22 protein-coding genes are annotated in these 19577 nt (G+C 66.0%); 7 read left to right on the top strand and 15 right to left on the bottom strand.

What is annotated here, in order from left to right; all coding sequences use genetic code 11:
• Positions 1-47 precede the first annotated feature (47 nt).
• Together BM199_RS15685 and BM199_RS15680 are read right to left on the bottom strand one after the other, a co-directional pair.
• Positions 48-980, bottom strand: coding sequence for an aldo/keto reductase (locus BM199_RS15685; protein WP_091674017.1), 933 nt, complete (start codon positions 978-980; stop codon positions 48-50).
• Positions 981-1069: 89 nt separating this feature from the next.
• Positions 1070-1474 (bottom strand): MerR family transcriptional regulator, encoded by a 405-nt coding sequence (locus BM199_RS15680; protein WP_091673944.1) that lies wholly within the window; start codon positions 1472-1474, stop codon positions 1070-1072.
• A 91-nt stretch (positions 1475-1565) separates the two neighbouring features.
• Here BM199_RS15680 and BM199_RS15675 point away from each other — a divergent pair, with 91 nt between their 5' ends.
• A complete protein-coding gene (locus BM199_RS15675) occupies positions 1566-2159 on the top strand; it encodes a TetR/AcrR family transcriptional regulator (protein ID WP_091673943.1) in 594 nt (197 codons plus the stop codon).
• A 10-nt stretch (positions 2160-2169) separates the two neighbouring features.
• On the opposite strand, the gene upp is transcribed toward BM199_RS15675, so the two are convergent.
• The 4 genes from upp to BM199_RS15655 form a co-directional block, all read right to left on the bottom strand.
• Positions 2170-2793: a uracil phosphoribosyltransferase gene (gene upp / locus BM199_RS15670; protein ID WP_091673942.1), complete on the bottom strand. Its 624-nt coding sequence runs from the start codon at positions 2791-2793 to the stop codon at positions 2170-2172.
• Between the two features lie 98 nt (positions 2794-2891).
• Complete coding sequence (locus BM199_RS15665; RefSeq protein ID WP_091673941.1) at positions 2892-3590, bottom strand: VOC family protein; 699 nt, start codon at positions 3588-3590, stop codon at positions 2892-2894.
• A 39-nt stretch (positions 3591-3629) separates the two neighbouring features.
• Positions 3630-4193, bottom strand: coding sequence for a peptidoglycan-binding domain-containing protein (locus BM199_RS15660; protein ID WP_091673940.1), 564 nt, complete (start codon positions 4191-4193; stop codon positions 3630-3632).
• Between the two features lie 44 nt (positions 4194-4237).
• Positions 4238-4693: a hypothetical protein gene (locus BM199_RS15655; RefSeq protein WP_091673939.1), complete on the bottom strand. Its 456-nt coding sequence runs from the start codon at positions 4691-4693 to the stop codon at positions 4238-4240.
• 210 nt (positions 4694-4903) lie between these two features.
• Between BM199_RS15655 and BM199_RS15650 the strand changes: the two genes are divergently transcribed.
• Genes BM199_RS15650 through BM199_RS15635 form a run of 4 tightly spaced genes read left to right on the top strand, consistent with a single transcriptional unit; the run spans position 4904 to position 8826 of the window.
• Positions 4904-5545: a DUF1707 SHOCT-like domain-containing protein gene (locus BM199_RS15650; RefSeq protein WP_425425530.1), complete on the top strand. Its 642-nt coding sequence runs from the start codon at positions 4904-4906 to the stop codon at positions 5543-5545.
• Positions 5546-5566: 21 nt separating this feature from the next.
• Positions 5567-6520, top strand: coding sequence for a deoxyribose-phosphate aldolase (deoC, locus tag BM199_RS15645; protein ID WP_091673937.1), 954 nt, complete (start codon positions 5567-5569; stop codon positions 6518-6520).
• A 1-nt stretch (position 6521) separates the two neighbouring features.
• Positions 6522-7961, top strand: coding sequence for an aldehyde dehydrogenase family protein (locus BM199_RS15640; RefSeq protein WP_091673936.1), 1440 nt, complete (start codon positions 6522-6524; stop codon positions 7959-7961).
• Positions 7954-8826, top strand: coding sequence for an aldehyde dehydrogenase family protein (locus BM199_RS15635; protein WP_091673935.1), 873 nt, complete (start codon positions 7954-7956; stop codon positions 8824-8826). The genes BM199_RS15640 and BM199_RS15635 overlap by 8 nt, the downstream gene beginning before the upstream one ends.
• On the opposite strand, the gene BM199_RS15630 is transcribed toward BM199_RS15635, so the two are convergent.
• The 8 genes from BM199_RS15630 to BM199_RS15595 are packed head-to-tail and all read right to left on the bottom strand — an operon-like array spanning position 8827 to position 16466.
• A complete protein-coding gene (locus tag BM199_RS15630; RefSeq protein WP_091673934.1) occupies positions 8827-9843 on the bottom strand; it encodes an ABC transporter ATP-binding protein in 1017 nt (338 codons plus the stop codon).
• Positions 9812-10801 (bottom strand): ABC transporter ATP-binding protein, encoded by a 990-nt coding sequence (locus BM199_RS15625; protein WP_091673933.1) that lies wholly within the window; start codon positions 10799-10801, stop codon positions 9812-9814. Before BM199_RS15625 ends, BM199_RS15630 begins: the two co-directional genes overlap by 32 nt.
• The gene (locus tag BM199_RS15620) at positions 10798-11631 is read right to left on the bottom strand and encodes an ABC transporter permease (protein ID WP_091673932.1); all 834 of its coding nucleotides are present in this window, start codon (positions 11629-11631) and stop codon (positions 10798-10800) included. The genes BM199_RS15625 and BM199_RS15620 overlap by 4 nt, the downstream gene beginning before the upstream one ends.
• Positions 11628-12554: an ABC transporter permease gene (locus tag BM199_RS15615; RefSeq protein ID WP_091673931.1), complete on the bottom strand. Its 927-nt coding sequence runs from the start codon at positions 12552-12554 to the stop codon at positions 11628-11630. Before BM199_RS15615 ends, BM199_RS15620 begins: the two co-directional genes overlap by 4 nt.
• Positions 12551-13615, bottom strand: a complete 1065-nt coding sequence (locus tag BM199_RS15610; protein ID WP_091673930.1) for a LacI family DNA-binding transcriptional regulator — start codon at positions 13613-13615, stop codon at positions 12551-12553. The genes BM199_RS15615 and BM199_RS15610 overlap by 4 nt, the downstream gene beginning before the upstream one ends.
• Positions 13616-13625: 10 nt before the next feature.
• The gene (locus BM199_RS15605; protein WP_091673929.1) at positions 13626-15143 is read right to left on the bottom strand and encodes an ABC transporter substrate-binding protein; all 1518 of its coding nucleotides are present in this window, start codon (positions 15141-15143) and stop codon (positions 13626-13628) included.
• A 15-nt stretch (positions 15144-15158) separates the two neighbouring features.
• A complete protein-coding gene (locus BM199_RS15600) occupies positions 15159-15494 on the bottom strand; it encodes a hypothetical protein (protein WP_091673928.1) in 336 nt (111 codons plus the stop codon).
• Positions 15495-15500: 6 nt separating this feature from the next.
• Entirely contained in the window at positions 15501-16466 is a 966-nt protein-coding gene (locus BM199_RS15595; RefSeq protein ID WP_091673927.1) for a DUF6772 family protein, read from the bottom strand.
• A 383-nt stretch (positions 16467-16849) separates the two neighbouring features.
• Here BM199_RS15595 and BM199_RS15590 point away from each other — a divergent pair, with 383 nt between their 5' ends.
• On the top strand, positions 16850-18019 hold the full coding sequence (locus BM199_RS15590; protein WP_091673926.1) for a phospholipase D-like domain-containing protein: 1170 nt from the start codon (positions 16850-16852) through the stop codon (positions 18017-18019).
• A gap of 100 nt (positions 18020-18119) precedes the next feature.
• The gene (locus BM199_RS15585) at positions 18120-18728 is read left to right on the top strand and encodes an RDD family protein (protein ID WP_143101837.1); all 609 of its coding nucleotides are present in this window, start codon (positions 18120-18122) and stop codon (positions 18726-18728) included.
• 21 nt (positions 18729-18749) lie between these two features.
• Here the strand turns inward: BM199_RS15585 and BM199_RS15580 are convergent, their stop codons facing one another.
• Positions 18750-19577: a carbohydrate ABC transporter permease gene (locus BM199_RS15580; protein ID WP_091673924.1), complete on the bottom strand. Its 828-nt coding sequence runs from the start codon at positions 19575-19577 to the stop codon at positions 18750-18752.

The raw sequence follows: 19577 nt of genomic DNA, 5'->3' as shown, positions 1-19577 counted from the left end.
AAGTGTCGTGACCCGCGAGTCCGACCTCACCGAGGCGCTCGGCGTGACTACCGGCCGAGCAGTTTCATCGCAGCCTCGGGATAGCGCTCGCCCGCCACGGCCTCGGCGGGCACCGCGGTCTCGATCTCGGCGAGCTCGGCCCCGGACAGCTCGATGCCGGTCGCGGCGACGTTCTCCTCCAGGTACCGGCGCCGCTTGGTCCCCGGAATCGGGACGACGTCGTCACCCCGGTGCTGCACCCAGGCGAGGGCGAGCTGCCCCGCGGTGACGCCCTTGCGGGTGGCCAGTTCGCGCAGGGCGTCGACGATCGCCAGATTGCGCTCCAGGTTGCCCTCGGCCATGCGCGGCTGGACCTCCTGCCGGTAGTCGCCGTCGCCGAAGTCGGCGCGGGAGGTGAACCGGCCGGTGAGGAAGCCGCGTCCGAGCGGGGAGTACGGCACGACGCCGATCCCGAGTTTCCGGCAGGTGGGCACGACCTCGTCCTCGATGTCGCGTGACCACAGCGACCACTCGGTCTGCACGGCGGCGATCGGGTGCACGGCGTGCGCCCTGCGGATGGTCTCCGCGCCCGCCTCGGAGAGCCCGAGGTGGCGCACCTTGCCCTCCGCGACGAGTTCGGCCATCACCCCCACCGTCTCCTCGATCGGGACGTCCGGGTCCACCCGGTGCTGGTAGTAGAGGTCGATGTGATCGACGCCCAGCCTGCGCAACGAGGCCTCGGCGGCCTGACGAACGTAGGCGGCGTCTCCACGGATGCCACGCGTGGACGGGTCGTTCTCGTCCCGCACGATGCCGAACTTGGTGGCCAGTACCACCCGGTCCCTCCGATCGGCGATCGCGCGGCCGACGAGCTTCTCGTTGCGACCGAAGCCGTACATGTCCGCCGTGTCCAACAGCGTCACGCCGAGCTCCAGTGCGCGGTGAATCGTGGCGATGGATTCGGTGTCGTCGGTCTCGCCGTAGAACTCGCTCATCCCCATGCAGCCGAGGCCCTGCGCGCTGACCTCCAACTTGCCGAGCCTGCGCGCCTGCACTGTCCGCTCTCCCACGCCTGTCCCCTCGATCTCGTTCACGCCGACACCCCTTGCGGCTCACTGTCGAGCACGTCGGCCATCGCACATTCGATCTTCTCGTAGTTATCGATCTTGTATTCGAGCACGTCCAAACAGGACCGGAGTTCGGCGATCCTTTCCAGCACGGCAACCCGCTGCTCCTGCAGGATCGCCTTACGCCTGCCCGCACTCGCAGTGCCGAGCCTGCGCAGGGAGGCGTACTCGCGCATACGCCGGATGGGCATGCCGGTGGTGCGCAACTTCGTCAGGAACTCCAGCCACACCAGGTCGGTGTCCGAGTAGGCCCTGCGGCCCGCGGGGTCCCGGTCGGGTGGCTCCAGCAACTGGATGCGTTCGTAGTACCGGAGAGTGTCGATCGACAGTCCGCTACGTCGCGCGGCTTCCGCTATCGAGTAGCTCATGAAGCGACACTACGACCTGGAGTGCGCTCCAGGTCAAACGCGAGTTTTTGGCCCGAGTTGTTTGGTAACAGTGTTGCGATATTCTGGTCCGATGGCTCGTCCCAAAATCCACGACGACGCTCTGCGACTGCGGTTGCTCGACCGCGCGGGCGAACTGCTCTCCGCCGAGGGCCCCAAGGCACTGAGCCTGCGGAAACTGGCCGCCGACGTCGACACGTCCACCACCGCGGTGTACTCGCTGTTCGGCAGCAAGCCGGACCTGGTGAACGCGCTGTACCTGGAGGGATTCCGGCGGTTCGCGGGCCGGATGTGCGCGGTGGCCAGAACCGGTGACACCATCGAGGACCTGATCGAGCTCGGCAAGGTCTACCGCACCAGCGCGAAAGCCGACCCGCACCTGTACTCGATCATGTTCACCAAGGCGGTCCCCGGCTTCGAGCCCAACGAGGAGGCGGGAAGGCTGGCCGCCTCGACCCTCGACCCCCTGCTGGAGATCGTCCGGGACGGCCTCGCGCGAGGCGTGCTCGCCGACCACCCCGCCGAGGTGATCGCCGTGAGCTGCTGGGGTTTCACCCACGGACTCGTCTCACTGGAACTCAACGGCAACCTGCCCCCGGAGTTCAGCGCCTCCGGCGCGTACGAATCGGCCCTGCGCGCCAACGCGCGGGGCTGGCTTCGCGAGTAACGGCGAACGCTCAGCGCGCGCCGTACTGGCGGTCACCCGCGTCGCCGAGGCCGGGGACGATGAAGCCGGAGTCGTTCAGGCGCTCGTCGATGCTCGCGGTGACCACGCGCAGCGGCAGCCCGGACTCACGCAGCAACTCGATCCCCTCCGGGGCCGCCAGCGCGCACACCGCCGTGACGTCGGTCGCCCCGCGCTCCACCAGCAGCCGGATGGTGAACTCCATCGAGCCGCCGGTCGCCAGCATCGGGTCGAGCACCATCACCGGTTGGTCGGCGAGGCTGTCGGGCAGCGACTCCATGTACGGCGTCGGCTGCAACGTCTCCTCATCACGGGCCAGGCCGACGAAGCCCATCCGCGCATCCGGGATCAGCTTGTGCGCCTGGTCGGCCATGCCGAGCCCGGCGCGCAGTACCGGCACGAGCAGCGGTGGGGTCGCCAGTCGATAGGCGTCGGTGAGGGCGACCGGCGTGTGGATGCGCTCGGTGCGGACGGGGAAATCGCGCGTGGCCTCGTACACCAGCATCACGGTCAGCTCGTGCAGTGCCGCCCGGAAGGCCGCGCTGTCAGTTCGCGCATCGCGCATGGTGGAGAGCCTGGCCTTCGCCAGCGGGTGATCGACAACGTGCACGTCCATAGCGGACCACCGTAGCCGTCAATACCCGGCCCGTCCCAGCCGCTCCAGGTCCCGGCTCGCCCCCACCGGTAATTCGTCGACGAATTACCGCACCACCGCTAGCCGTCGCGGCCCTGCCAGGTCGTGATGCACGCCTCGTTGCCTTCGGCGTCGGCCAGGATCCAGAACGCGGGAGCCGCCGCGCCGGACTTCAGTTCGCCTCCCGCCGCGAGCGCTTCCGCAATTCGGCTCTGCGCCGCGTCGTGCGGCACAGAGATGTCCACATGGATTCGGTTGCGCTGTGGCCTCGGCTCGGTCATCTGCTGGAACCAGACAGCCGGTTGCTGCCCGGCCGGGTCCACGAGCGCCGTGCCAGAGGCTTCGTCCCGATAGCCGAGGACCGCCTTCCAGAACGGGCGGATCGACGGGATGTCGAGGGCGTCGATCGCGAGTTCCAGCACCTGCACGGCGCGGGTCCCGGCATCGGCGTTGGCGTCGGTACGCAGTCCGAGGTCAGCGACGAGGGCGGAGATCCGGCGCGCGAGGTCGATGTCGGACGCGGTCACTGATTCGGTGTACGCCGACTGCAACGACAGGACCAGCCGGTCCCTGCGGAGATCGGCGCTCAGGTGCTCGCCGAGATCGCCGCCCGCGACAGCAACCACGCGCGCGGCGACCTCGGCCGCCTCCGTCAGGGAGCCCACGCGCACGTAGGTCTGCAGGCTCGCCAGAACGTACCGCCAGCCCAAGTCGCTGACGGCGTCGGAGATGTGCTGCCTGCTGAGTGAGTGGTCCGGGTGCCGGTTGTCCTCATCCATACCGCGATCCTCGCAGCGCGGACCGACACTCCGGCGAGGTCAGCAGGTGCGGGAGTTGTAAGACGCCCAGGGAATGTCGTTCGTCCCGGGCGGGTAGAACCTGTAGTTCCCGCTGGGTGAACGTTGCAACACGAAATCATGTGAGCTGTACTGGCTCCTGGAGCCCTTGTGGCCGTCATAGACCACAAACAGCCACCCATTCTGGTTGTCGTGCTGCCTGATCCTGTTTCCTGCCTTTGCCCAACTGTTCCGACCGGCGGAGCCGTCCGCGACGAGGCCCTTGTCTGCCTGGAATTTCCTCGTAGCGGCGTCAGTTCGGTCACCGAAGACGCCATCGACCCCGGACGAGGGCAGGTAGCCATGTGCCCAAAGAACGGTCTGCCACAGACAGGTGACGTTCGAATAGCGGTGCGTTCTGACATTGACGACGCCCTCGTTGTCAAAGTCGTTGTTTACCGAGCCACTGCCGTAGACGTACGCCCTGCCGCTGTAGGAGCCGCTGGCCGCAGCCGGCGTGGCGGTGGTGACGGCGAAGCTGAAAGCCAGCACCGCACCGAGGGCAGGGACAGCCGCTTTGCGGATCACGCGACGAATTGAAGACATGGATCTCCTTGGTTGACAAGAATTCGAGTTACCAGCGCCATCCGTTACTTCGGCGTGCCAGTGCCATTCAGCCAGCTGCCGTAGATCCTGCTGGTGATGCTGCACCGGCCGCTCCAGCAGACGTAGCTGACCTTGATGGACCGATGCTTATAGACCGAAGGACTGAAGCTGCGGGTGAGGCCGCCATTCCTGCACGCCTCGTACACCCTGGCTTTACGTACACCGTTCTGGTTGTAGATCTTCGTCATGCTGCTCGACGTCGTCTCGGTCCTCTTCAGCCGCGTGACGCTGTGCGTCTTCGGGTTGTAGGTCCGCGTCCCGACGTATTTCGACCACGTACCGTAACAATAGCCCCCGCTCTCCGACCAGCCGAGGTAGGGCCTGATCGTGTCAGCGCCGGCGGTCGACATTCCACCGCTTCCGACCACTATCCCCAATGCGAGTATCGCCGACGCCATGAACGACGCGAGCCGTTTTCCTTTGGAGTGGAGTGAAAACATAAATCTCCTTGGTTACAATTGTTCAAGACAAAGGGTGGCAAATCGCGATTTCCTAGTGATCGTGCGTGAATCCTGCATCCGCGCACGACGAGACCGTAGCCCGGCCCGGTCGGCGAGCGTGCCGGTCGTTCGCCCCACAGAAGCGACTGCCTCCACCAACGATGTCCCCATTCCGCCCACCTCACCGCGCATGCGCGCTACGCTCGCCGGGTGAGTGAGTTGTCCGGCATGCCCGACCGTAAGCAGTTCCGCGCCTCCGACACCGACCGTGAGCATGTCGCCCGGATCCTGCAGCAGGCGATGAGCGAAGGCCGCATCACGATGGCTGAGCTCGAAGAGCGGCTGAACACCGTCTACTCAGCGAAAACGCTCGGCGAACTGGAGCCTGTCACCGCCGATCTGCCCGACGCCGGCACCCCTGGCGCCACCGTGCAGCCCGCTTTCAGCCGATCCCCCGAGACTCGCGTCGGCGGCACCCCGGGATCGACGAGTTCGATCGCGGTGATGTCCGGCGCGACCCGCAAGGGCAGCTGGGTGGTCCCGCGCCAGCACAACAGCGTCGCCTTCTGGGGCGAGGTGAAGATCGACCTGCGTCAGGCCCGGTTCGCCGAGCAGCACGTCACCATCACGGCCGTGGCGATCATGGCGGGTATCGACATCGTCGTCCCGGACGACGTCATCGTCGACGTCACCGGCATCGGTTTCATGGGCGCATTCGAGACAAAGGAACGCGGCGACCTCGCCGTCCCACCTGCCGACGCACCGGTCGTGACCGTGAACGGGCTCGCGTTCTGGGGTGCGGTGACCGTCATCCGCAAGCCCCGTAAGACGCCGAAGGAACTGGGCGGCTGACCTGGCGGTTACGCTCGACCCATGGCAACAGCTACCTTGCCTGCCGAGCTCGCCGACGCCATCCGCGACGACGCGAGCCTGCGCAGGTTCCTGCACGGGCTGCCCGGTGTCGACCAGGTGGGCGTGGAACAACGCGCCGCAGGCCTGGCCACCCGCAGCATCAAGAAGGCCGCCAAACGCTGGGCGATCGACACCGCCATCTCGATGGTCGACCTCACGACGCTGGAAGGCGCCGACACCCACGGCAAAGTCCGCGCGCTGGCCGCGAAGGCCCGCAGGCCCGACCCGGATCACCCGGACACCCCGCCGGTCGCGGCCGTGTGCGTGTACCCGGACCTCGCCCGCGTCGCGGTCGAGGCCCTGGCCGGGACCGGCATCGCGGTGGCGAGCGTGGCCACCGCGTTTCCCTCCGGCCGCTCCTCGCAGCAGGTCAAGCTCACCGACGTCGCACTGGCCGTGGATGCCGGTGCGAGCGAGATCGACATGGTGATCGACCGGGGCGCGTTCCTCGAGGGCCGCTACGGACAGGTGTTCGACGAGATCCGGACCATCAAGGCTGCCTGCGGCGACGCGCACCTGAAGGTCATCCTGGAGACCGGCGAACTCGCCACCTACGACAACGTGCGCCGCGCTTCCTGGCTCGCGCTGCTGGCCGGGGGCGACTTCATCAAGACCTCCACCGGCAAGGTCTCCCCAGCCGCCACCCTGCCGGTCACGCACGTGATGCTGCAGGCCGTGCACGACTGGCACAGGAGCACCGGCGAGTTGCGCGGGGTCAAGCCCGCGGGCGGCATCCGCATCACGAAGGACGCGATCCGCTACCTGGTCGCCGTGCACGAGGTGGCGGGCCCGCAGTGGCTGACCCCGGACCTGTTCCGGTTCGGCGCTTCCAGCCTGCTCAACGACCTGCTGTTGCAGCGACGCACCCAGCTCGACGGCCACTACAGCGGCCCCGACTACGTGACCCTGGACTGACATGACTGAATCACCGTTCGAGTACGCCCCCGCGCCCGAATCCAGGGACATCGCCAATCTCAAGCCGCACTACCGCCCGTTCATCGGCGGACAGTTCGTCGAGGGCTCCGGTGAGCCGCTGAAGACGATCAACCCGGCGACGGAAGAAGTCCTGGCCGAGATCGAGACCGCGTCGGTGTCCGATGTGGACAAAGCAGTGCAGGCCGCCCGCAAGGCCTACGACAAGGTCTGGGGCCGGATGCCCGGCAGCGAGCGGGCGAAGTACCTGTTCCGTATCGCCCGGCTGATCCAGGAACGCTCCCGCGAACTCGCGGTCCTGGAAACCCTGGACAACGGCAAGCCGATCAAGGAGTCGCGCGACTCCGACGTACCCACGGCAGCGGCACACTTCTTCTATCACGCGGGCTGGGCCGACAAGCTCGACTACGCGGGCCTCGGTCCCGACCCACGCCCGCTGGGTGTGGCCGGGCAGATCATCCCGTGGAACTTCCCGTTGCTGATGCTGGCGTGGAAGATCGCGCCCGCGCTGGCCACCGGGAACACGGTGGTGCTCAAGCCTGCCGAGACCACTCCGCTCACCGCACTGGTGTTCGCGGAGATCTGCCAGCAGGCGGAGCTGCCGCCCGGCGTGGTCAACATCGTGCCGGGTGCCGGGGACATCGGTGCGGAACTGGTGAACCACCCGGGCATCGACAAGATCGCCTTCACCGGATCGACCGACGTCGGCAAGCTGATCCAGCGCTCGGTGGCGGGCACACCGAAGCGGCTCACCCTCGAACTCGGTGGGAAGGCCGCGAACGTCGTGTTCGACGACGCACCGCTGGACCAGGCCGTCGAGGGCATCGTGAACGGCATCTTCTTCAACCAGGGCCACGTCTGCTGTGCCGGGTCGCGGCTGCTGGTGCAGGAGTCCATCGCGGACGAACTGCTGGAGAAACTGCGCTACCGCGTCTCCACCTTGCGTCTGGGTGACCCGCTGGACAAGAACACCGACATCGGCGCGATCAACTCCGTCGAGCAGCTCACCAAGATCCGGGAACTGGTGGAGGCCGGTGACGCCGAGGGCGCGCAGCGCTGGACCAGTTCCTGCCCGCTGCCCGAACGCGGATTCTTCTTCGCTCCCACCGTCTTCTCCGACGTCCAGCAGTCGATGCGCATCGCCCGCGAGGAGATCTTCGGCCCGGTGCTGTCCGTGCTGACCTTCCGGACACCGGACGAGGCGGTCACCAAGGCGAACAACACGCCGTACGGGTTGTCCGCGGGCATCTGGACCGAGAAGGGCTCCCGCATCCTGTGGATGGCCAACCAGCTGCGCGCGGGCGTGGTGTGGGCCAACACGTTCAACCGTTTCGATCCCGCCGCACCGTTCGGCGGCTACCAGGAATCGGGGTTCGGCCGCGAGGGCGGGCGCGCCGGTCTGGAGGCTTACCTCAATGCCTGACAGCAACAGGATTTCGGTCGCGAAGACCTACAAGTTGTTCATCGGCGGGAAGTTCCCGCGCTCGGAGTCCGGCCGGGTCTACCCCGTGACCGACAACAAGGGCACCTTCCTCGCCAACGCCGCGCACGCATCCCGCAAGGACGTCCGTGACGCGGTGGTCGCCGCCCGCAAGGCGTTCCCCGGCTGGTCCGGCGCCACGGCGTACAACCGCGGTCAGGTGCTGTACCGGGTGGCGGAGGTGCTGGAGGGCCGCAGGGAACAGTTCGCCGCCGAGGTCGCGGCTTCGGAAGGTCTTCCCGACCGCAAGGCACAGTCCGTTGTGGACACCGCGATCGACCGCTGGGTCTGGTACGCGGGCTGGACCGACAAGATCACGGCGGTGCTGGGTTCGGCGAATCCGGTGGCGGGGCCGTATTTCTCGTTCACCGTCCCCGAACCGACCGGGGTGGTGGCGGTCCTCGCGCCGCAGCGGTCCTCGCTGCTCGGCCTGGTGAGCGTGCTCGCTCCGGTGCTCGCCACCGGCTCCACGGCCGTCGTGGTCACCAGCGCGCAGCGGCCACTGCCAGCGATCACCCTGTCCGAGGTGCTGGCCACGTCGGACGTGCCGGCCGGGGTGGTGAACATCCTGACCGGCAGGGCCGCCGAGCTGGGGTCGTGGCTGGCCTCGCACGGCGACGTCAACGCGCTGGACCCCACCGGCGCCGATGTCGAGGCGCGGGCCGACCTGGCACGGGACGCGGCGGGCACGGTCAAGCGGGTGCTCGACGTCCCGGCCGAGGAACCCGACTGGACACAGCGTCCGGACATCGCCCGCCTGCGCCGCTACCTGGAGGCAAAGACCGTCTGGCACCCACTGGGCGTCTGATCAGCTGAACACCGGCCCCACCCCGGCGTCCGCCGAAGCGAAATGGCAGGCGACGGGGTGGTCGGTGTCCCGGTGCACGAGTGCGGGTTCGTCGATGCCGCAGATATCCTGCGCCTTCCAGCATCGAGGATGGAAGCGGCAGCCCGACGGCGGGTTGAGTGGAGAGGGCGCGTCCCCCGCCAACAGAATCTCGTCGCTCGTCTGCTCTCGCCAGTCGTCGACGCTCGGTGCCGCGGACAGCAACGCCTGCGTATACGGGTGCGCGGGTCGTTCGTAGATCTGCTCCGTGTCGCCCGTCTCGACGATGGTGCCCAGTTGCATCACCGCGACCCGATCGGCCAAATGCCGGACGACCCCGAGGTCGTGGGTGATGAACAGGTACGCGACACCGAGATCGTCCTGCAGTTGTTTGAGCAGCGTAAGGATCTGCGCCTGGATGGACACGTCCAACGCGGACACGGCCTCGTCGCACACGATGAGCCGAGGCCGAACGGACAGCGCCCTGGCGATACAGATTCGCTGCCGCTGCCCGCCGGAGAACTGATGCGGGTACCGCGAGGCATGCGCGGGATTGAGCCCGACGCGTTCCAGAAGGCTGTCCACTTCGGTGTCCCAGTGCTGTCGCTCCACGATCCCCGGGTGAATCCGCCATGCTTCGGTAAGCAGTTCACGGACGGTCATACGGGGGTTGAGCGAGGCGTACGGGTCCTGGAACACGAGCTGCACCTGCTGCCGCATGGCTCGCAGGTCCTGCTTGCCCATACCGGTGATGTCGGCGCCCTCGAACCGCACCTCTCCGGAGAAGGGGCGGAGCAGATTCACCACCGTCCTGGCGACAGTCGACTTGCCGCATCCGGATTCGCCCACCAGGCAAAGGGTCTCCCCCTCGTTGACCGACAAACTCACTCCAGCCACGGCGCGTACGTCCCGACGGCTGCCGAGCAGTCCCTGCCTAAGCCGGTAACCCGCGACCAGGTCAACGAGCTCAAGCACCGGCGTGGTCGAGTTCCGCTCCACTGGTGAGCACCTCCTCCGCGTAATGACACGCACTGCTGCGGCCCGGTGCCACCTCACGCAACGCCGGCTCTTCGACCCGACACCGTTCCCGGGCGAACGGACAACGGGGATGGAACACACACCCGCTGGGCAGGGTCGCGATGTCGGGTGGATACCCCTCAATGGGGAGCACCTCCCTGCGACCGTCTCTTGCGGACGGACTGGCCGCCATCAGCCCCACCGTGTAGGGATGGGCGGGCGCGGGGTACACATCGGCGACGGTGCCGGTCTCCACCGCCTGCCCGGCGTACATCACCACGACCGACTGCGCGGTTCGGGCCACGACACCGAGGTCGTGACTGATGATGATCATGGAAAGACCCTCGCTCTGCCGTCGGCGCAGGAGTCGCAGAACCTGTGCCTGCACCGTGACGTCGAGCGCGGTGGTCGGCTCGTCCGCGATGAGCAGCTTCGGCTCGAGCGCGAGAGCGATCGCGATCATCACGCGCTGCCGCATACCCCCGGAGAACTCGTGCGGGTATGCGCCGAACCGTTGGCCTGCGTCCGGAATACCCACCTCGGTCATCGCCTCGATCGCCTGTGCTCTGGCCTGTCTCCGGCGCATTCCGCGGCGACGACGGAACATCTCCGCGATCTGGTATCCCACCGTCAGCGAAGGGTTGAGCGCGCTCAACGGATCCTGGAAGATCATCGCGAGTTGCTCGCCGCGCAGCCGCCGGATTTCGGTGTCGCCGAGAGCGAGCAGATCCTGACCTTCCCAGCGGATGTCACCCGCGGTGACTCGCGCCTGTGGCGGCAGCAGTCCGAGCACCGCAAGTGAACTGAGACTCTTGCCGCTGCCGGACTCACCAACGATCGCGAGCGTCTGTCCTTTCTCGACAGCGAATGAAACGCCGCGGACCGTCGGCACATCGCCGAACGCGACCACGAGCCCGGAAACGTCGAGCAACGCGCTCATCGGATCACCACTTCGTTCGACTTGTCGCTACTGTCGCGTGCCGCGTCCCCGAGCAGCCCGATGCAGACCACCACCAGGGTCAGAGCGATTCCCGGGATAGCCGCGATCCACCACGCCGATGCCAGGTAGTCACGACCGTTGGCGATGGTCGATCCCCACGAGGCCTGGTCGATGGGCACACCGAGGCCGAGGAAGCTCAATGCCGCCTCGGCGACCATGGTCAGCCCGATCTGAACCGTCGCGGCCACCAGCAACGGCTGCAGGCACGACGGGAAGATGTAATGGGCCATGATGCGCGAATCACTCGCACCCATCACCCGCGCGGAATCCACGAATTCCCGGTTTCGGGTTGAGAGCGTGGAACCACGAACCACTCGGGCGAAAATGACCCATCTGGTCACCGCCAGCGCGATGATGACGTTCAGCAGACTCGGCCCGAGCGCACCCGCGAGCAGGATCGCCAGAAGAATGCTGGGAAACGCCAGTTGCATATCGCCGATCCGGGAGATGACCGAGTCGAGCCAGCCACCGTAGTAGCCCGCGAGCAGACCGAGCACGAGGCCGAGTAGCCCTCCCACGACCACAACCGTGACACCTACCAGCAGCGACACCCGCGAGCCTGCGATGACCTGTGCGAGCACGTCCCTGCCGAGCTGGTCGGTGCCCAGCAACGCGAGGCTCCCGTCGGACCGTTCACTCCCCGGCGCCAGCAGTCGGTCGGCCACGCCGGTGGACACACTGTCGTAAGGGATCAGCAGGGGCCCGAATACGGCCATCAGGACGAACAGCGCCAGGACCGAACCCGCGAACATCGCGGCCTTCGACTTCATACCGTCTCCAGCGTGATTCTCGGATCGAGGGCGAAGTACAGGACGTCAACCAGCAGGTTGAGTCCGATGTAGAACACCGCGATCAGGATGATGGCCGCCTCCGCCACCGCATAGTCGCGGTTGACGATGGACTCGATCATCAACGAACCGATGCCCGGCCAGGCGAACACCTGCTCGATGATGACCGCGTCGGCGATGAAGTTGCCGATCACCAGCCCCAGCACCGTCACCACCGGCGTCAGCGTGTTGCGCAGAACGTGAATGTTGAATACCACCCGCTCCGAGAGCCCCTTCGATCGAGCGGTGCGCACGTAGTCCTTGCCCAACTCCTCCAGCGTGCCGTTGCGAACGAGGCGCGCAAGCCAGCCGAGAAACGGTAGTGCGAGTGTGAAGGCGGGCAGCACCAGCGCGAGGGGTGTCCCGTCAGCGGTACTGGGCAAAATATCGAGCATCCGCGAGAAGATCAGCACGAGCATGATGCCGACCCAGAACGACGGCAGTGCCTGTCCGGTCAGCGAGAGGTAGGAGACAACCCGGTCTACGGCCTGACCTGTGTGCTTGGCCGCATAGATGCCCAACGGGAAACCGATGAGCAGGGTCAGCACCAGCGCGTATCCGGCCAGGGTCAGAGTGGCGGGCAGCCGGTCGACGACACTGCTGAAAGCGTCGGCACTGAGGCGCCAGGACTCGCCGAAATCGAGCAGCACGACTTCACCGAGATGCCGCACGTACTGCACCAGCAAAGGGTCACTGAGCCCCATTTCTTGCCGCAGCGACTCCAGTTCCTCGCGGCTTGCCTGGCTGCCCAGGATGAGCGAAGCCGGATCTCCTGGAATGACACGAAGTACCAGGAACACGATGGTGATGGCGCCGAAGATCAGGAGCACCGACTGCGCCAGCCTGCGGGCGAGATAGATGATCATGTGGAAGCACTTCTTCCGGCTCGGCTCGACGCTCGTTCGACGAGCCTTGCGGGCAGCCTTTGTTTCTCCGCCCGCTCCTGGCTGCCGTCACCCTTCACCCGTCGGAGCAACAGGTCGACCGCGGATGTCCCGATCTCGGCTGCGGGCAGGCGAACGGTCGTCAGCGCCGGGTTGAGATAGGCCGCGAAGGGATGGTCACCGAAACCCCCGACAAGTACGTCGTCGGCGACGTGCAGGCTGGCCTCCGTCAATGCCCGGTACACCCCGAGAGCGAAGTAGTCGTTGCCGACCATGATCGCGTCCGGAAGATCGCGGCCCCGCACGATCTGCTGCGCCAAGCGGTACGCGTCGGCCGGTTCCCACGGCAGTGCGAGCGATTCCTGACGCCGCGTCGGGACCGCGACCACCGGGTCGACAGTGGGTGAGATACCGGATTCGGCGAGCGCCCGACGGAACCCGGTGATGCGATCCGCGACTGGCGAGATCGGCAGATCCTCCTCCAGCAGGCACAACGTACGCGCGCCCCCGTCGATCAGGTGCAGTGCGGCCTCGTACGCGCTGCGCTCGTAGTCGACGCCGATGAAATCCAGCTCCAGTGAGGGAAAGCCGCGATTGAGGCAGACCACCGGGACCCCCGACTCGTTGAGCCTGTCCCAGTGCTCGCCATCACCCTGCACGGGCACGACGAGCGCACCGTCGACACCCCACCGCAGCAGTGTCTCCGCGGCAGCCTGGTCGCCTTGCGGGCTCTCCTCGGTAACCAACAGCATGAGCGAATAGCCATGGATCCGGCCTCGTTGCTCGATTGTGCTGATGAGCTGGGCGTAGAAGGGGTTCGACGGATTGGTGATGACCAGGCCGAGAGTCATCGCGGACCCGAGCACAAGCGAACGTGCCATGGAGTTGGGGACGTAGCCGAGCCGGTCCGCCTCCGCCTTGATCCGAGCCCGCGTCTCCTCACCGACACTGTCCTTACCGGTCAGTGCACGGGATACGGTGTTGACCGAGACACCCAACGACTTGGCGATGTCCTTCAGTGTCACCCGTCGCGCCTCCGCCATCTGCCCCTCCTCAGCTGGTGAGCGTTACGCCACGAAGATCGGGCTGATTACTCGGCGCAGGCTCGAAACCGTCGATAGTGTCACGAAGACCGTAGGTACTGATCAGCGCTGCCGGAAAGATGCCAACGGCATCCTCCCAGATGATCTTGCAGGCCTGACTGTAGAGCTCGCCGCGCCGTGCTCGATCGGAGTCCTCGTGTGCCTGCCGCAGTATCGAGTCGAGGTCCGGGTTGCTGTACCCCATCCGGTCGGCCTTGGAGTCGTACAACCTGCCCAGCGTGAAGTCGGCGTCGCCGGTGGTCACGGTGTTGGTCTGGAGGTCCATATCGAACTCCTTGGCGTTGAGACGGCGCAACCATTCGGCCTTCTCGACGCTCTGCGGCTCCACCGTGACCCCGATCTTCGCCCAGTCCGAGATCATGGCCTGCGCGAGCCCGTCGGCCAGCGGCCCGGTGTCGCTGAACCACATGACGGACGTACGGAATCCGTCACCGAGTCCCGCCTCGGCAAGTTCCTGCTTCGCCGCATCGGGATCGTAGGAATAGGCCTCCTGTTCGGCGTGGCCGAACACGGTGGACGGAATCGGCGCGGTCATCACCTCCGCGCCCGCGCCGAAGAGATTCCGGACGATCCCGGCGACGTCCACAGCGCGCCACATCGCCCTGCGGACGCGCGGATCGTCAAAGGGCGGCCGTCCACAGTTGAACCAGTTGAAGTAGTAGACATAGCTGGGCACGGTTTCCAGCCGTACCCCGTCGACACCCTCCAGTTCGCGCAGCTGGTCCGGGGGAATCGGCCAAAGCGCACCGAGGTCGCCAGTGCGCAACGCGGTGATCTGGCTCGACGTCTCCGGGATGTAAGGCAGCGAGACGTTGGCGAGCTTCGGCTTTCCGCTCCAGTGTTCCACCGCGGCAAGTTCGAGGACGTCGGAAGGGGTGAACGACTCGACCCGGAACGGACCACTGCCTATCGGCTTGCGGAAGAACCCTTCGGTGTCCATCTTGTCCGCGGGCAGGATGAACATCAGCGTGAGGTTCACCGCCATGGTGCCCAGTGGCTCGTCGGTAGTGATCCGCAGCGTGTGCTCATCCGGCGCCTCGATGGACGACACAGAGGTCCACAGTGCCGACTGTGCCGTTCCGGCTTCCTTGACCCGTTCGAGCGACGCCTTCACATCGCGTGCGGTCAGCGGGTTGCCGTCGTGGAACTTGACGTCGTCGCGCAGGGTGAAAACCCAGGTGTTCGGGTCGGACTGCTCCCACGTGGTAGCGACTCCGGCCTCGAGTTCCTCACCGTTGCGGCGGATCAGTGTGTCGTAGATCAGCCGCCCGGCGAGGAGGGTGCTCTCGTCGACGCTGCTCGGACCATGCGGGTCGAGGTCGTTGATGGGTTGGACGAACGCGGCCCGGAGCGCCTGCTCGGCGGTCCGCTGGTCGCCTCCGCCAACACTGCAGCCGGCGAGGTAGGCGCTCGCCAGCCCCATGCTGCTGATCTTGAGAAAGCTTCTCCGGTTGTAGCTGGGTGCCATGTGAATCTCCTATGCTCAGCTTTTGAGCGTGAGGTAGATCAGAACCTTCACTGATCCTTCGTCCCCCTGGACAGATCCCCTGATACGCAACCACTGACCGAACTCCCGTACCGGCCATGACACCATTCCCTCGCCCTCGGCGACCTGTGGCGGATTCTCGGCGTCACACCAATTCAGCCCGTCCGGGGACACCTGTGTGGTGAGCACGAGTTTCGTGTCTGGTTGGTCAGAACTCAGCACCTGCACGAACCAGCGCGCCTCAGATGCCCAGCCGGCCTCGTAGGGCTCGGTGACGAAATCGCCCTCGAACGTTCGATAGCGTTCGAGTACCGCGGCTTGTGACTGTCGCATGTAGACCTACCAATCCACCGACACGAGAACCGAGTCCAGGAAGAGAAAGTTCCTGACATTGGTGTGTGTTCGAGCGCTGACGTAGAAGTTGAGCAGATTGTCGAGGGAGTCGTAACGCTCCGCGTAAGCGGGGACGGGCACGTCGCTCATGTCGTAAATGCGGTCGTTGATCTGCAGTTCGACGTTGCGCTGCGACTCGGTGTCGATCTGCCAGCGCAGGTAGTGCCAGTTGACCTTGGTCGGAACCTCGTTGTAGCAGAGCGACTGCGGCTCGCCGAGGCTTCGCCAGTCCTCCGGGTTGGGGGCCGTGAAATCGGCGGTGGGGCCGAGTTTGACCTTGCCCTCGAGGTGCTCGCGAGGTGTGGGCTCCGGAACCACCGGGTACATCCAGCGCCGGGTGAACTGGTTGTCGAGGTCGGTGTTCTGATACCGCGCCACGCAGTGGTATCGCACTCCCCTGTCGTCACAGATGTCCGTCGCGACGGTGAGGGCGCCGAACTGCTGTTCCGAGGGGTGGATGTTGCCATCCCAATCGCCCGCACCGGCCTGGTTGGCCGCCTGGTTCTCGGTGGACGCCGCCTCGGACTTGTAGGTGAAGTAGGTCTCGAACTGCACTCGGCCCTTACGCGCCATCGTTAGCCGGCGGATGGCCACCGCGGTGTGCCCCGCGACCGGGCGCGTGGCGACCTTGAGTGCGTAGGTGCCCGTCATCGCACCGTGGGTACCAACGTCGAAGAACGTGCAGGAACTCAGCTGCGGAGGCCGGAAGTCACGCATGTGATCGTCGACGGTGTCGAGATTTCCCGCTCCGTCATGATTGCCGATCAACTCGGTCCAGCCGTTCGTACCTGTGTTGAACTGATCGAACACGAGGATGCGAGACAGCGGATTGAAGCGGGACAGGGCCGGGTCCGCGTCGAGCATGGCTCGACGTAGGTGTCCGGCGATGGCCGCGTCGTCAGGGGAACCCAAGGTTTCAACTCCTAAGGAGAACGTCGCAACGTGGAGATTAACGTTAACGTGAGCGCTAACTCCGTCGTGGCGTGAACGCTAACTTCTCGCCGGGATCTCGTCAACGGTCGGTCTTCGGATGCCTTCGATCCCTCCCTCGAACACGTCTTGACGAGCAAGAAGCGCGCGGAGTAGCGTCTGGAGGGCGCCGACATTAGCGTTAACGTGAACGTTAACCCAACCTCTCCGCATCTCCTTGCGAGAGCGGAGGCCAGCGCGCTCCTCCTGTGTTCGCCTGGCTCAACGAGTGATCTCGCCGATCAATCAGCCACCACACTTCATCGAGCGTTGGTGCTCCGTTGTCGAACCTCGGGCATGGTTGCCCCGAAAAGAAGGAAGTGCCCATGAGAATCAAGCCATTGCTGTGTTCGGTCCTGCTCGCGCTGACGATCACTGCCGCGCCCACCGGCGCGGCTGTTGCCACAGAAACCGACCGACCGTGTCGCGACGCACCGGCCGCGCCCGTGCAGACCGGCGCCGTTTTCAACAATCCGGCCGCCGGGGACCCGACAGCGATAGTGCGCCAGATCTGCGGTCTCGTGCACCAGGCGCCCAGCGGTTCCCGTATCCGGATCGCGCACTTCGTCATCTCGGGCGGCGCCGGCATGGACTTCGCGACCGAACTCCTCCAGGCACACCGCCGCGATGTCGACGTCCAGCTCGTGCTGGACGGCTGGCAGGTCGACAACCCTGCCGTAGACGCCCTGCGGAGTGAACTCGGCACCGACAAGTCCGCGCGTTCCTGGCTGCATGTCTGTACCGGTCGCTCCCCCGAGGGCAACACCGCCGCATGTATCGGCACAAAGGGGCAACACAACAAGTTCTATCTGTTCTCCCGAACGGGCGGCGAGTCCGAGGTGGTCGTTCAGTCCTCGGCCAACTTCACGAACCTGAACTCGACGACGTACTGGAACAACGCGACCACCCTGGTGGGCAACTCTCGCTTGTACAACGCCTATGGCTCGTACTTCGACGACCTCGCTGCCGAGCGCCGCTCGGACGACTACTACCGAGAGGTGACCACCGGCATGCGCGGTGGCTTCGTCAAGGCATACTTCTTCCCGCGCGCCACGGGCGATCCGATCGTGGAGAACCTGGCCAAAGCGGGCTGCGGAAGCGATACGAGCATTCGCATCGGAATGTCCGAATGGGACACTTCCCGGATCGCCATCGCGGAACGACTGGCGGACCTGGCCGGCCAGGGATGCTCTGTTTCCATCGTGCACGGACTGATGGACGAGGGCGTCCGTGACGTGTTGTCGGCGGAACCGGCCATCCAGTTGCACGAACTCAACGATTCCGGTTCGCTCCCCGGACGCCTGCACTCGAAGTACCTGCTCATCGAAGGCGAGTTCGACGGTGACCCACACGCGGTACGCGTATTCACCGGCAGCCCCAACTTCAACCACACGTCGCTTCGACGTAACGATGAGGCCATGATCCAGACGAACATCAAAGCCATCTACAACCAGTACCGCGCGAACTTCGAGGCGATGACCACCGCGGTCGACTGATCGGCAAGGCCCCGGCACGGGGGATATACCCGCGGGCGACGGGCCGGTGTGGCATTCTCGCACCGCCCGCGAGACCAATTATGTCCCTCGAGGAGTCACCGTGACACTGCCGAGCTTTCCACCGTCGCCCGAAGGCGGCCAGCCCCCGTACGCCGAGCAGCCCTACGCCCAGCAGCCGTACTACGGCCAGGCCCCCGGTGCGCCGGTGTTCCTGCCGCCGTCCACACCGGAGGGCCAGCACCCGGACGCTCCCGTGCCGGTGCGCGTAATCGCCAGCCCGTGGCGGCGGTTGGGAGCGCGGGTACTGGACTTCTTCATCCTGGTCATCGGCGCCGGGTTGCTGGCCGGCCTGGGTGTGGCTCTCGCCAGCCTCACTGGCGACCTAGGGGAGCCGGAGGGATCGGCCCTGCTTCTCCTGATCGTCTTCGTTTCGCTGGCCGTGTTGTTCATGCTGCTCTACGAGGTCATCACCACCTGGAAATGGGGCGGCACCCTGGGCAAGCTCGCCGTGGGCGTCCGCGTGGTGCGGGTCGCCGACGGGCACAGCTTCCCGTCCCTGGGCCTGTCCTTCGGCCGCTTCGGCATCCAGCTCGTCCTCCGCGCGGTCCCGCTCGGCGGACTGTTGGACGTGCTGTGGCTGCTCTGGGACCGTCCCTTGTACCAGTGCCTGCACGACAAGGTCACTTCGACGGTGGTCATCCGGCCCTGATGTCGGCCCGGCCGCGGCCGTTCACTTGACCGCACCCATGGACAGGCCTCGGACCAGGTGGTTCTGGGCGAACCAGCCGATGATCATCACCGGCAGCGACGCCATCAGTGCGGCGGCCGACAGCTGGGCCCAGTAGAGGCCCTCGCTGGTGATGAACCCCACCAGGAACACCGGCACCGTTCCGGCCCGCGCCGCTGTGAGGTTGACCGCGTAGAAGAACTCGGTCCAGGAGAAGATCACGCAGATGAGTGCCGTCGCGGCGATGCCGGGGGCCACCACGGGCAGGATCACCTTCCGCAGCAACGTCGGCAGGTTCGCCCCGTCGATCCGGCCCGCCTCGATCATCTCCTTCGGCACCTCGAGGAAGAACGACCGCATCATCCAGATCGCCAGCGGCAGGTTCATCGCCGTGTAGAGGACGACCAGCGCCCAGACGTTGTCCAGCAGCGCGAGGTTCTGCGAGATGACGTACAGCGGGATGATCGCGGCCACGACCGGCAGCATCTTCGTGGAAAGGAAGAAGCCGAGCGCGTTGCTGGTGTTCTTCACCGGCGCCAGCGACAGCGCGTAGGCCGCGGGTACGCCGAGCGCGAGTACGGCCAGGGTCGAGAGCACTGTCACGAACGCCGAGTTCCCCAGGTACGGCAGGAACCCGCGGTCGATGATGCCGCCGATCTGCTCCAGTGACGGGGTGAAGAAGAGCTTCGGCGGGTCGGTCGCGGCGTCGGACTCCTGCTTGAACGCCGTCAGCGCCATCCAGATGACCGGGAACACGAACAGGATCGCGATGACCCAGGTGATTCCCGTCAGCGCCGACTTTCCGAGCCGGTTGGTGGTGGCCACGCTCAT

This window comes from Amycolatopsis marina (genome assembly GCF_900111885.1).
GTDB classification, from domain to species: Bacteria; Actinomycetota; Actinomycetes; order Mycobacteriales; family Pseudonocardiaceae; genus Amycolatopsis; species Amycolatopsis marina.
The sequence above is the reverse complement of the archived record's forward strand: the minus strand, read 5'-3'. Positions and strand labels throughout refer to the sequence as shown.